Below are 13,721 nucleotides of genomic sequence, written 5' to 3'. Positions count from 1 at the left end.
TAGCGCAGCTCATAGCTATAGTAACAGAATGATTTTGTTGTAGTTGCTGTGCCCACGTTTTACGGGCCTTTGTGGGCACTAAAGCTTTTTTATGATTTCTTCCTGAAGCTGTGATTTTAAGCTCAGTTCGGCAAACATCTGCTTAAGTTTGCGGTTTTCAGCCTCCAGCTCTTTTAAGCGTTTGATATCCGAAGTTTCCATTCCGCCGTATTTTTCCCGCCATTTATAAAAAGTTGAATTACCCATGCCATATTTACGGCACAACTCTATAACGGGAATACCCGCTTCCGCTTCTTTTAAAATAGCGACGATTTGATGTTTAGTCATTTTTTTCATCATTAAATCCCCTTTACTTTTATCATAGAGAATTTTCCACTTTTTTGCTGTACTATTTTAGGGGAGAGTTACAAATCAATTTGACGTTTTTTTGTAAAGCAACAAGCGATTCAGCTATTTCAAGTCCAATATATCCAGCACCTATAACAATCAAATTTCTGATATTTGAGTTGGATAATGTCTGTTTGATAGCTACCCCATCATGCAGGTTGCGTAATGTGAAGATATTTTTTAGTTGGCTATTTTCAAAAGGGGGAATGATGGGACTTGCACCAACTGCAAGTAGTAACTTGTCATAGCAATCATCAAAGCAATTGCCAGTATTAAGATCTTTAACAGTCAATTTTTTTTGATTAGTATCAATAGCAATGACTTCATGTAAAGTTTTTATTTCAATATCATTTTTTGAAATTGCTCGGGCGTTCGGGATATCATTTCGTCGGCATCAGTAAAATGGTTACCAATAAAATAAGGTAAACCGCAAGCACCAAACGAAACAATATCTGATTTTTCATAAATACGGATGGTTGCCTCAGGGTTCATTCTTTTAGCCTTTGCAGCAGCACTTGCACCTGCAGCTTGAGCGCCAATGATGATTATTTTCACTTAATTTTCTCCTCAGTGCTCAGATACTGAATTATAAAATAATGCCTTATCATACGCCATAGATTACTTAGGTGATAGATAGTTAGCACTAATATTCGTTAATTTAAAATTTCATTCGTTTAAAAATCAACATTTACCTATTTAGTGTAATTTTTAAGTCGTATCATTTTTGTCAAAAAGTTTCAGGTAACTATGTGTTTCAGTATAAATTATTAAGTATAGGTGGCTGAGTTTGGTTGATTAATGCCATGATTAAATTAATCTGTAAGTCTGTGTCATTTAATGTGGGAATATAATAAAATGATTTTCCACCTGCATTTAAAAAGATTTCTCGATTTTCTTCGTCAATTTCGTAAATAGTTTCAATACAATCTACCGAAAATCCGGGACAGATGACGTGCACATTATTAACACCACTTTTTGCTAATGTTTGTAGTGTATCGCTGGTACTTGGTGTAACCCATTTGCCTTTTCCAAATTTCGATTGATAAGCCATTTGAATTGGTATATTTATGTTATTTGTTCGGCATTTTTCGATTAATAACTGTGTGGTCATTTCACAACGTTGAATATAATCCTCTTTTCGTTTGTAAATATAACGCTCAGGAATACCATGATAAGAAAGTATAAGCACTTCAGGCTCACCTTGGCATTGAAATGCTTGCTTAATTTGTAAATAAAGTGCATTGATATAGCTTGGATGATCGGCATAATCACGAATATAGTCAATACTATTTATGATTTTGTCGGTTGCTATAATTTGTTTAAGTTTATCAAGTACAGCGAGTGTTGTGGTTGTTGAGTATTGTGGAAAAAGTGGCAATACCGTAATTTTTGAACATGATTGAAGCTTGTTCAATGCAGATTGAATATTGGGTTCACCATAGGTCATGGCTAATTCACATTGAATATTTGGTAAGTGGTGTTGTAATTTATCACATAATAATTGGCTGTAATGAAGTAAAGGTGATGAGCCATTTATCCAAATTTTTTGGTAATGATGAATAATGTAAGGCACTCGTTTAGGTATTACAAGGTACTTTAAAATCGGATACCAAAATAGTTTCGGTAAATCAACGGCATGGCGATCGAGTAAGAACTCGGTTAAGTACCGTTTTATTGCATCTGGTGTTGCCGCGTTTGGTGTACCTAGATTAATCAGCAATAACCCTTGTTTTTTATTCACAAGTAATCCTTATTTTGAGCAAAGATAATAGTTGATAATGTTAAAAAGCCTATGTAGTGCGCCTTGATTTTGTTTTAATACTTGATACGCTTGTTCGCCAATTTGTTGACTACGCGTTTTATTTTCTAAAAGCTCATTAATCGCTGAATAAAGGGAATCGGCTGTGCTAGCACAAATGATCATGCCATCAGCTGAAATAAGTTGCTCACAAATCACTTTAAAATTGAAAAAATGTTCGCCACTAATGATTGGGATGTGGTGAAGTGCGGGTTCTAATGGATTATGCCCTCCATGTTTCACTAAACTGCCACCAACGAAGGCGATATCGGCAATACCATAAAGTTCTATTAATTCTCCCATCGTATCACCCAAAATGACTTGGGTTTGTTTAGCAGGAATTTGACCGCTACTGCGGTTTATATAATTTAATCCGCAATCATTAATTAATTTTTCGACGGTTTTAAAGCGTTCTGGGTGGCGGGGGACAATAATCAATAACAAATCGGGATATTTTTGTAATAACCGCTTAAAGGCAGATAAGATGATTTCATCTTCTCCATTGTGTGTACTTGCGGCAATAAAGATAGGGCGGTCTAATTGCCACCGCTGTTTTAGCGTTTTGATTTTTTGCTGTTGTTGATCTGTTAAATCAATATCAAATTTAATACTACCGGTTATTGTTAAGTGATCACGGGGTAAACCCAGTGAAATAAAACGTTCCCCATCTTGCTTATTTTGTGCGGCAATTGCACTAATTTTTGATAGTAAATTGCTAATGGATCGCCCTAGTTTACTGTATCGATTAGCTGAACGTTCTGATAATCTGGCATTGGCAATAATTAGCTGAATATTTCGTTTATAACACTGACAGATAAAATTAGGCCAAAGCTCAGTTTCCATAATGATCACTAATTTGGGCTTAACCGTATTTAAAAAACGATTTATCGCGCAGGGCAAATCATAAGGTAAATATACATGGCTGACGCTATCACCAAGTAATGATTTAACTTGCTCTGAGCCTGTTGGCGTCATGGTGGTAACTGTGATAGGTAAACTAGGATACTGTTGTTTAAGTGCTTTGATTAGCGGGATGGCTGCTATCGTTTCACCCACCGATACGGCATGCACTAAAATACCGTTAGATTTAACTTTATTTTTGCAAAAACCATAGCGTTCAAGCCAACGCTTTCGATAAGCTGGTGCTTTACGACTACGCCAAAGCAGTCTTAGCCAAACCAGTGGTTGAATCAAATATAATAAAAAAGTATATAAAATTTGCATACTAATTATAAGTTGGTTAGATCAAAAAAGTGTTCACGATAATAAACAAGTTCAGCAATTGAGTCACGAATATCATCAAGAGCTTGATGAGAACTCTGTTTGCTAATCCCTTTTAGTATTTCAGGTTTCCAACGTTTAGCTAATTCTTTAATTGTGCTGACATCTAAATAGCGATAATGAAAATAACTTTCTAAATTAGGCATATAGTTAAATAAAAAACGACGATCTTGCCCAATAGTATTACCACAAATTGGAGAGCTGTTTTCTGGTACCCATTGTTTTAAAAATTCGATGGTTTGTTGCTCGGCCTGTTGTTCACTAATAGTACTTTTGCGAACACGCTCAATAAGTCCTGATTTGCCATGGGTGTTTTGGTTCCACTCATCCATTAATGCTAATTGCTCATCAGATTGATGAACTGCAATCACAGGTCCTTCAGCAAGAATATTTAAGTTAGAATCGGTAACAATGGTTGCGATCTCAATAATGCGATCAGTTATTGGATTGAGTCCAGTCATTTCAAGATCTATCCAAATAAGATTGTTACTATTAATTTGAGATTGTTTGTTCATAATTTGCTATAGAGATTTTCTTTTTGATACTGAGTAGTGTAGCATAACTGACAATCTGTTTTAGTAAAAAATGAGTACTATGGCAAAAAATAAACTATCCAATAATCAAAAAAGACGTGTAGCGGCAAAACATCAGCAACGATTAGCAATAAAGCAAGATGAGAGTCTAGCAAATTTTTCGTCACCTCGTGACGGTGTAGTAATAAGTCGTTTTGGTAAGTCTGCTGATGTTGAAGATAGTGCAGGTCTTATTTATCGTTGTAGTATTCGTCGCACGTTACCTTCAATAGTCACTGGTGATAAAGTAGTATGGCGCGAAAGTTTAGAGCCAAACACCAATGGTATTATTGAAGCGGTTCACCCGAGACATTCTGAACTTGTCCGGCCTGATTTTTATGATGGCGTTAAACCCGTTGCCGCAAATGTTGATCAAATCGTGATTATTTCGGCTGTCTTGCCAGAATTATCACTAAATATTATCGATCGTTATTTAGTTGCTTGTGAATGCACGGATATAAAACCTATTATTGTTTTAAACAAAATTGATTTACTTAATGATGATCAACGCACTGAAGTTGAAAAAAAGTTGACGATTTATACTCATATCGGTTATCAAGTTTTGTATGTCTCATGTCAAAATCAACAAGGCATTGCTGTATTACAAGAAGTTTTGCAAGGTAAGATTTCCATTTTAGTTGGGCAGTCTGGTGTGGGAAAATCAAGTATTATTAATTTACTGTTACCTCATCAATCACAATCAGTTATGACTGGAGGTATTTCAGAAATATCCAGACTTGGTCAACATACAACTACTTCCTCTCGGCTTTACCACTTACCAAATGGTGGAGATATTATTGACTCACCAGGGATCCGCGAATTCGGTTTATGGCACTTAGAGCCTGAACAAGTGATTAGTGGTTTTAAAGAATTTGATAATTATTTAGGCGGTTGCCACTTTCGCGATTGTAATCACTTTGATACGCCAGGTTGTTTACTACAAAAAGTAGTACAAGACGGTAAAATTGCACCATCAAGGCTTGATAACTATCATCGAATTTTACAGACAATGCAAGAAGTTAAGGCAAAAACTAACAAAATCTATAAATAATCAGCTTAATTTATTTATAACAAAATTAACTTAAATAAGTTATATTTGTGTTCGAGTCATTACTTGCTGCTCACAATTAGTGGTAACCTTCTTGAAAGTCATTGCTAGATTGTGAGCAACGAATATGTTATTTAACATCTATTTTTTTAATGCAAAACCAATAGCTACATATGCCCAACCTTGAAAAATAAGGTCAATACCTAAAAACATACCTAATACCCAAAGACTATCATATGGCCAACCTGCAATAATCATAAATCCTAAAATTAATGTAATAATCCCTGAAGTTAAAACCCATCCCCAACGAGGTAAATTGCGGTTATTCATAGCCGCAAATATTTGTGTAAAGCCGCTCATAATTAGCAAGAATGAAATCACCAATGTTAAGGCTGATGAAACCGCAACAGGTTGGAAAAATGACATTAGACCAATAAAAATGTATAAAACTCCCATTACTGCCCATAATGCTGACTGACTGAAACCTTTAATGCGAAATGAATGTAGCGCTTGCGCAATACCTGCCATTAAAATTAATGAACCAATAAAATAGACAGAAAAAACAGTTGCCGTGAACTGATAACCTAATGCTAAGCTCCCCAATATAATTAAAATAACACCAACTAAAATAAACCAACTTGATTTTTCTTTAAGATTGTAGACATTGTTTTCGTTAGATATCATGTTATTTACCTATTTTTATAAGTTAATTTTGGATTTCAAATTAAAACCACTTTTTAAGACTTATAGTTTGTCAATGGTGATTTAGTAAATGAAAAGAAAGGTAGTGAAGGTACAATTTATTGCACAGTAATTAGTTTCTGTTCAAACTGTTACTGTGCACTAAATTAGTTAATATAATAAATCTAATTTTAGAATTAATCTTTATCTTTCAGTGCTTCTTCTAGCGTTGAATAGAACATTAGTTTGTTAGAAATTGGAACAATTTTTGCGCGAGCTAATGTTTTTAATGGTTGAAACTGTAACTCACAAATTGATAGATCAACTTGTTCAGGTAGTTCATCAATAAAATGAATTAAAGCATTGAGCCCACCAGCATCAAGAATTGGTACCGCATCCCATTGTAGCACTATGTGTTCATATCCATTAATCTTTTGATAGATTTCTAAAAATGTACGTTCAGCGGCAGCAAAAAATAGTGGTCCGTTAATACGTAGTACTAAGGTTTTATCGTTACTGCGATTAAGTTCAACTAAGCGAGTCATACGGGCGATACGGCGCATAAATAGGATTGAGGCAAGTACAATCCCAAGTGTAATTGCAATCACCATATCAAATAGTACTGTTAACGACATGCAAATAAGCATAATCAAGATATCATCTTTAGGAGCACATTTGATAATATAAATGACGCGTTGAACTGCACTCATATTCCATGCCACGATAAGTAATAATGCCGCCATAGCAGAAAGTGGGATAAATGATAATGCTGGTGCGAAGCAAATAAGAGCAAGTAAAACAATTAAAGAATGCAAAACGGCTGCAATAGGCGAGGTTGCGCCTGCTTTGACATTTGCCGCTGAACGCGCAATTGCCGCTGTTGCTGAAATGCCACCAAAAAATGGTGCAATAATATTACCTAAGCCTTGGCCAATGAGTTCACTATTTGAGTGGTGTTTAGTGTGTGTCATTTCATCTAATACCACAGCACAGAGTAATGATTCAATTGCGCATAACATTGCCATGGTCAGTGAAATTGGTAGTAAGGCAGTAAATGTTGACCAATCCCAAGTAAAATCAGCGTGCTGCCAAGGTAAAATAAACTCTGGTAGAACAGAGGGTATGCCATGACCTATCGTATTCTCAGCTAGTGTATAGGTAAATCGTGAACCAATTGTTTCAATTTGATAGCCAAATTGATTAAAAATAAACATAACAGTAATGCCGGCAATTAGTGCAGGTAGGTGTCCTGATATTTTAAGTCTAAGTTTTGGCCATACTATTAACACAATCAGTGTTACTACGCCGACTATAGTGTCAGCAATATTAATGGTTGGTAGTGTTTTAGCTAGTTCCGTAACTTTACCAATATAACTTTCTGGCATGTGCTCAAGTGTTAAACCAAAAAAATCTTTAATTTGCATGGTTGCTATAGTTATGGCAATGCCCGATGTGAAACCTAATACAACGGGTAAAGGAATATATTCGATTAATCTACCTAATCGAATTAATCCCATTAATACAAGAAATATACCGGATAGCAATGTTGCAATTAGTAGTCCAGATAATCCGTATTGTAATGATACAGGGTATAAAATAACTACAAATGCTGCTGTAGGTCCAGAAACACTAAACCTTGACCCCCCCGTTAATGCAATGATAAAACCACCTATAATTGCTGTATATAAACCATGCTGTGGAGGTACACCACTAGCAATAGCTAGTGCCATTGCTAGTGGTATAGCAATAATCCCAACAGTTATGCCAGCTATTAAATCTTTAATAAAACGAGTTGTGTTGTAAGGGGTACTTATACATGCAGATATAAATGCACAGCTAATTTTTGTACCTGAAAGGCCATATAATTTCATTGTGTTTAATTAATTAAAAGGAAGTTGTATCTAGTGTCTAATAAGATAATCTTTTTTACGAAAAATGAAAGAGTGTTATGAAAATAATCATCTTTTTTGTGAAATAGTTTTATAGATATTGTTTTATTAACACTATCATTTTATAAGTACTGCTTATTTTGATTTTTATGCTAATCTACACTATAGATAGTGATGTTGAGGCCATTTTTAATGGTATATTAACGTTGTTTATTTCAAGGGGAAAAGCGAATGGTTATGGTTCGTTTTCGTAAGTGGTTTATTGTTTTTTTATGTGCGTTTTCTTCTGTAAGTCTTGCTCAACAAACTATGTGTGTGGGTTCTAAAACAGCCTATCAATATGATGCTGAACAAAAGATTACACCAGCGCCGACAGGGTATATGGCTTTTTACATTGATCATGTTGGACGACATCGCTCACGTTATATCAGTAAACCAAAATCTGAAGATATTGCTTATCAAATTTTGTTAATGGCTGAAAAGCAAAATCAATTGACTAGCTTAGGAAAAGATTTATTTAGGCAGATAATTCGTATTGCTGAGTTAAATAAAAATCATTACGGCGAGCTTACTGATTTTGGTCGTAAAGATATTGCTTTTATTAGTCAGCGTATGCAGGAGAATAATCCAACTGTTTTTAAAGGAAATAAAATTGATGTTGTTTCATCTCGAACCCCTAGAGCCAAAGAAACCGCAGAAATATTCATTAGTTCTTTCAAATCTAAATATCCTGATATCCATGTTACACAGCAGCCCGAAGATCAACAAACGTTATTGCGCTTTTTTGATTATTCATCAGTTTATAATGAATATAAACACAGTAAAGTAGTGAAAGATTCGGTGAAATTGATAGAGAATGCGCCTAAAACACAGCAAATAAGCGAACAGGTAGTAAAAAAGATTTTTGCTGATGATTTTATCCAAAAGCTAGATAAGGGCATTGAGGTTGTCGATAAATCATCAGTAAAAACACGGGATTTTGTGATTTCGGTTTATCAATTGTATCAAGAGCTACAAGCATTTTCGCCGCAAGTATTAAAGGATAATTATTTTGACCTTGATCCGTATTTTTCGGTTGATGAAAATACTTGGCTTAATACCGTAGTTACGGCTAAAAACTATCTGGAAATTGGTCCTGCTTTTGATGCCAATAGTATCCAAATAAAAATTGCCGCTCCATTGTTGTGGGATATGTTAAACACTGCCGATATTGCAATAGCGAATAATAATATTGATGCCAATTTGCGTTTTGCCCATGCTGAAACCATTTCGCCTTTAGCCACTTTACTTGAAATTGAAGGTACATCCGCTATTGCTGAGTCTATTTTTGATTATTATGCTGTTTGGCAAGCGGATAAAATTATTCCTATGGGGGCTAATATTCAATGGATTTTTTATAAAAGCGAGAAAGAAAATCAGCCTGTATTAGTTAAAGTATTATTAAACGAGCGTGAAGTACATTTACCTATAAAATCAGTGCAATATCCTTATTATCGTTGGAGTGATATAAAACAGTTTTATACAGATAAGCTTAATAAATTAGGTTTAAGTTATATCCCGTCACTAGCAACAGCAAATTAAGTGGTAATGGAGTTAATTGCTATAGATAAAAAGCAATATTTCTATCAGAAATATTGCTTTTTGATGATTAACCTAAAAGCAAAGCATCATCGGTAACTTTTTCACCACGTGTTTTTTCAAACATATCTAATAAATCCGTTACAGTTAATTTAGCTCGTTGTTCTCCAGATACATCAAGCACAACTTGTCCTTGATGAAGCATTACCGTTCGGGTGCCATATTCTAATGCTTGTTTCATAGAGTGAGTCACCATCATTGTTGTTAATTGTTTTTTTGAAACAATTTCATTGGTTAGCTCTAAAACAAACTGTGCAGTTTTAGGATCAAGCGCTGCGGTATGTTCATCAAGCAATAATATTTTAGATGGTTGTAAAGTTGACATTAACAAACTAATAGCTTGTCTTTGACCTCCCGAGAGTAATCCCATCATATCCGATAATCGATTTTCAAGACCTAAATTTAAAGTAGCAAGTTTTTCTTTAAATATTGATCTGATATTTCGATTAAGAGCTGAAGATAAGGTAAAACGATATCCTCGGTTATAAGCTATAGCGAGATTTTCTTCAATAGTTAAGTTTTCACATGTGCCAACCATGGGGTCTTGAAATACACGAGCAACCATACTAGCTCGTTTCCATGCTGGCCAGCGAGTGACATTTTTACCATTAATAGCAATTTTTCCTGAATCAGGAAGTAAATCGCCACTAATCACATTCAATAAAGAACTTTTACCTGCTCCGTTACTACCAATTATGGTAACAAATTCACCTTCACTAATATTCAGGTTTAGTCCTCGTAATACATGATTTTCAATTGGTGTACCCTGATTAAAAGTTAATTGTAATTGTTCAACTTTAATCATGCTTACTTACCTCTTATTTTTGCGTGTTTTTTTAATTGCTTAGGCACAACAAGAGCCAGCACAACGAGTATCGCCGTAATTAGATTTAAATCTTCTGTTCCAACCCCGATTTCTTGTAAAAACTCATTACTAAGTGCAAATGCAATAAATAAACGATATAAAATAGAACCAACAATAACTGCTAGCATCACAGCCCAAATTCGTTTAGCGGGGAATAAGCTTTCACCAATAATAATTGATGCAAGACCGATTACAATTGTACCAACACCAATGGTGATATCAGCTCCACCTTGTGTTTGTACAAATAATGAACCTCCGAGAGCAATTAAACCATTTGATATAGCCATACCAAGAATTGTGACTCTTCCAGTCGGAATGCCTTGCGATTTTGCCATTCGTTGGTTGGTGCCAGTTGCTCTTAAGGCCAATCCCATTTGGGTATTTAAAAACGCATTGAGTAAAGCCCAAAACACAATGACAAATCCTAAAGCCATAAGAGGTTGTACAATATATTGGTTGCTGTAATCTTCAGCAATAAATGGTGAAAATATAGTTTTGGCATCAAGTAAAGAAAGATTAGGGGATCCTGCCATTCTTGATGTTTCATCCATAATATACGGACCAACACCTAATATTCTTAAATTGATAGAATAGAGTCCTATCATTACAATAATACTTGATAATAATTGAAGAATATTGAGTTTAACATACAGTATTCCTGTCATTGCTCCAGCAAGACAGCCAGCAAACATACCTAATAACGTTGCAATCCAAGGATCGATACCGATATAAATGCATAATCCACATATCGCTCCACCAAGTGGAAAACTTGCATCAGCAGTAAGATCTGGGAAATCAAGTAAACGAAACGAGATAAATACGCCCAAACTCACCAACGCATAAATAAGCCCAATTCCAATTGAGCCTAATAAAAATTCAGAAGACATGAAAAAAATCCATAAAAGTTAACCGCCAAAGTTGGCGGCTTAGTTATAAAAAAAGTAAAAATTATTTTTCAACAATTTTGGTAGCTGATTTTAATACATTTTCAGATAATATAACACCTTGGCGTTCAGCCGCTTTTTTATTAATTGTTAATTGAGTAACATTACCCACTTGTGGTGGAATATCACCAGGATTTTCGCCGTTAAGTATACGGATAACAATTTTACCAGCTTGACGACCAAGATCATAATAACTCATGCCTAAAGCGGCAATAGCACCACGTTCTGCCGATTCAGGGTTGGATGCAATAAGAGGAATTTTACTTTCATTAGCCACTTTTGCTAAAGCTTCATAAGCAGAAACCACATTATTATCGGTAGTAGTATAAATCATATCAACCTTACCTTTTAAACTTCTAGCCGCAGTAGATATATCAGAAGTGCGTTGCGCAGGAGCGGCAATAATTTTCATACCTCGTTTTTCTAGCTCATTTTGTAATTGTTTTAGTATGATTGTTGAGTTAACTTCGCTAGGGCTATAAACATAACCAATGTTTTTAGCATCAGGTTTTATTTTTAGCATCATATCGATTTGAGAATCTAGTGATAAGGCGTCAGATACGCCTGTTACATTTGTTTTTGATGCATCCCAACTTGGGGTTAATTTAGCTGCTACGGGATCGGTAACGGCAGTGAAAACAATAGGAATAAGTTTTGTTGTAGCAACTAATGCTTGCGAACTTGGCGTGGCAATTCCTACAATAACATCTGGTTTATTTGCTACAAATTGTTTAGCAATTTGGGCTGCATTTGCACTACTACCTTGTGCGCTTAAAAATTGTAGCTTTAAATTTTTTCCAAAAATATAACCGCTATCTTTTAACTCATCCTCAACACCTTTACGCACATTATCTAATGCGGGGTGTTCAACTATTGCTGTAATGGCAACAAATTTTTGTTCGGTTTTAGCCTCAGCGAAAGAATAAAATGTTGCTAACGATAAACTAAGTAACATACAAAGTTTAATGATAGAATTACGCATAGAGCACTCCTGTAATGTTTTTTTTACAATCAAGCTAAATATTAAGTTACTATAAAGCAAAAAAAGATAATTTTCTAGTATAAAAACAGCTATGAGTGTAAATTTTTTATTACACATTATCGGTGGTTTGATGTTAACTTGGTAAACTGGATAATCCAGTTATTGGATTACTGTAAGTTACATTTTTTTGCTCACCTAACTACTAAGTGAGCAAAATTTTTAATTAATTTTAGTGAAGTAGGACTTAATTATTTTCCTATGATTTTGTCAGCAGATTGAATTACCTCTGGAGGCAAAGCAACCCCTTGTTTTTTAGCTGCATCAGTATTAACAACAAGGCGTAATGCTTGCCCTATTTCTGGAGTTATACTTCCTGGTTTTTCACCTTTTAATATGCGCACAACAAGCTTACCTGATTGGCGTCCTACATCATAGTAGCTCATTCCGTATGCAGCAACGGCTCCTCGTTCAATCGCATCAGGGAACGATGCTAAAAGAGGAATTTTATTTTCATTTGCAAATTTGACTAATGACTCATAGGCTGAAACAACATTATTATCGGTTGTCGTGTAAATTAAGTCTACTCTACCTTTTAATGTATTGGCAGCAGTTGAAATATCAGCAGTTCGTTGAGCTGGTACCGCAATAAAATTAATATTTTGTTGAGATAAAAGAGTTTGTAGATTTTTTAATACCACGGTTGAATTAATTTCACTTGGACTATAAATATATCCTACTGATTTAACATTAGGTACAATTTTTTTCATAAATTCGATTTGTGGACCAATTTCTTGATAATCTGATATACCAGTAATGTTTGTGCCAGCAGGTTGCCAATCTTTAATTAATTTAGCGGCGATAGGATCGGTAATTCCAGCAAATACAATAGGAATTTGTTTGGTCGCTGCAGCTGTTGCCTGTGCACTTGGTGTCGCAATTGCCACAATAACATCAGGTTTTGCTGCTACAAATTGCCTTGCAATTTGAGCTGCAGTAGCACTACTTCCTTGTGCACTTTTGTATTGGACAGTTAAATTCTTGTTTAACGTATAGCCGCTGTCTGCCAATTCATCTTTAACACCATCACGGATTTGATCTAATGAAGGATGCTCAACAATTGCCGTAATGGCCACATTTTTAATTGTATCTGCAAAACTTAAAAAAGGTGTAAGCAATAATATTGTTACCAATAAAATAAAACGTTTCATGAATTAAACTCGCAAACTAGTACAATAGTTTAATTCTAGCTTTATTAATCAAAAATGTGAAGTTGTATTTTATTTAATTGATGATCATGTTACAAAATAACCTGGATTCAAACATGAGGTGCAATTTTAAACACGGTGGAGTGAAGAAAGTAGGAAGGTGATTTATACTAGCACCTTCGCACCACCACAGTTTGGAGATTGCTATGAATTATAATCACCTTTCTAGGAAGGAAAGATACCAAATTTTCGTATTATTACAAGCCGGAAAGAATAAAAAAGAGATAGCCCAGCTACTCAATAGACATCCTTCGACAATAAGTCGAGAGATAAAAAGAAACTCAAAACCTAATCAAGCCTATCAAGCACATGATGCGGTAACCCTAGCTAGGAAAAGGCGAAAAAACAGCGGTAATGGTAAGCCAATAGAG

At 34.9% G+C, this 13,721-nt stretch carries 14 protein-coding genes and 1 pseudogene; 3 read left to right on the top strand and 12 right to left on the bottom strand.

What is annotated here, in order from left to right; translation table 11 throughout:
* Positions 1–84: 84 nt before the first annotated feature.
* From A9G37_RS08295 to orn, 6 genes and pseudogenes are all read right to left on the bottom strand, one after another.
* Positions 85–336 (bottom strand): annotated as a pseudogene (locus tag A9G37_RS08295) (transposase); the annotation flags it as partial.
* Between the two features lie 52 nt (positions 337–388).
* On the bottom strand, positions 389–700 hold the full coding sequence (locus A9G37_RS08290; protein ID WP_255306887.1) for an FAD-dependent oxidoreductase: 312 nt from the start codon (positions 698–700) through the stop codon (positions 389–391).
* 23 nt (positions 701–723) lie between these two features.
* Complete coding sequence (locus tag A9G37_RS08285) at positions 724–942, bottom strand: hypothetical protein (RefSeq protein WP_065575215.1); 219 nt, start codon at positions 940–942, stop codon at positions 724–726.
* Between the two features lie 199 nt (positions 943–1,141).
* Positions 1,142–2,128, bottom strand: a complete 987-nt coding sequence (gene hemH, locus A9G37_RS08280; RefSeq protein WP_065575214.1) for a ferrochelatase — start codon at positions 2,126–2,128, stop codon at positions 1,142–1,144.
* A gap of 9 nt (positions 2,129–2,137) precedes the next feature.
* Entirely contained in the window at positions 2,138–3,409 is a 1,272-nt protein-coding gene (gene waaA, locus A9G37_RS08275) for a lipid IV(A) 3-deoxy-D-manno-octulosonic acid transferase (RefSeq protein ID WP_065575213.1), read from the bottom strand.
* Between the two features lie 5 nt (positions 3,410–3,414).
* The gene (gene orn / locus A9G37_RS08270) at positions 3,415–3,981 is read right to left on the bottom strand and encodes an oligoribonuclease (RefSeq protein WP_034911832.1); all 567 of its coding nucleotides are present in this window, start codon (positions 3,979–3,981) and stop codon (positions 3,415–3,417) included.
* Between the two features lie 79 nt (positions 3,982–4,060).
* Here orn and rsgA point away from each other — a divergent pair, with 79 nt between their 5' ends.
* Complete coding sequence (gene rsgA / locus A9G37_RS08265) at positions 4,061–5,089, top strand: small ribosomal subunit biogenesis GTPase RsgA (protein ID WP_034911829.1); 1,029 nt, start codon at positions 4,061–4,063, stop codon at positions 5,087–5,089.
* 138 nt (positions 5,090–5,227) lie between these two features.
* On the opposite strand, the gene A9G37_RS08260 is transcribed toward rsgA, so the two are convergent.
* Positions 5,228–5,770 (bottom strand): HdeD family acid-resistance protein, encoded by a 543-nt coding sequence (locus A9G37_RS08260; protein ID WP_034911827.1) that lies wholly within the window; start codon positions 5,768–5,770, stop codon positions 5,228–5,230.
* Positions 5,771–5,964: 194 nt separating this feature from the next.
* Positions 5,965–7,638 (bottom strand): C4-dicarboxylic acid transporter DauA, encoded by a 1,674-nt coding sequence (gene dauA, locus A9G37_RS08255; protein WP_065575212.1) that lies wholly within the window; start codon positions 7,636–7,638, stop codon positions 5,965–5,967.
* A 249-nt stretch (positions 7,639–7,887) separates the two neighbouring features.
* Here dauA and A9G37_RS08250 point away from each other — a divergent pair, with 249 nt between their 5' ends.
* Positions 7,888–9,237 (top strand): histidine-type phosphatase, encoded by a 1,350-nt coding sequence (locus A9G37_RS08250; protein ID WP_065575211.1) that lies wholly within the window; start codon positions 7,888–7,890, stop codon positions 9,235–9,237.
* Between the two features lie 67 nt (positions 9,238–9,304).
* Here the strand turns inward: A9G37_RS08250 and A9G37_RS08245 are convergent, their stop codons facing one another.
* The 4 genes from A9G37_RS08245 to A9G37_RS08230 form a co-directional block, all read right to left on the bottom strand.
* Entirely contained in the window at positions 9,305–10,099 is a 795-nt protein-coding gene (locus A9G37_RS08245) for an ABC transporter ATP-binding protein (protein WP_034911817.1), read from the bottom strand.
* A 2-nt stretch (positions 10,100–10,101) separates the two neighbouring features.
* Positions 10,102–11,046, bottom strand: coding sequence for an ABC transporter permease (locus A9G37_RS08240; RefSeq protein WP_065560857.1), 945 nt, complete (start codon positions 11,044–11,046; stop codon positions 10,102–10,104).
* Between the two features lie 61 nt (positions 11,047–11,107).
* Positions 11,108–12,085: an ABC transporter substrate-binding protein gene (locus tag A9G37_RS08235; RefSeq protein ID WP_141671134.1), complete on the bottom strand. Its 978-nt coding sequence runs from the start codon at positions 12,083–12,085 to the stop codon at positions 11,108–11,110.
* A 248-nt stretch (positions 12,086–12,333) separates the two neighbouring features.
* Entirely contained in the window at positions 12,334–13,293 is a 960-nt protein-coding gene (locus A9G37_RS08230; RefSeq protein WP_065575210.1) for an ABC transporter substrate-binding protein, read from the bottom strand.
* Between the two features lie 203 nt (positions 13,294–13,496).
* On the opposite strand from A9G37_RS08230, the gene A9G37_RS08225 reads away from it, so the two are divergent.
* Positions 13,497–13,721: helix-turn-helix domain-containing protein (locus A9G37_RS08225; protein WP_141671133.1), on the top strand; the 225-nt coding region annotated here is incomplete at its 3' end.

Origin of the sequence: Gilliamella sp. GillExp13 (genome assembly GCF_001690815.1) — a bacterium.
Taxonomy (GTDB): domain Bacteria; phylum Pseudomonadota; class Gammaproteobacteria; order Enterobacterales; family Orbaceae; genus Gilliamella; species Gilliamella bombi.
Note: the sequence above shows the minus strand (reverse complement) of the source record. Positions and strands in the feature narration are given on the sequence as shown.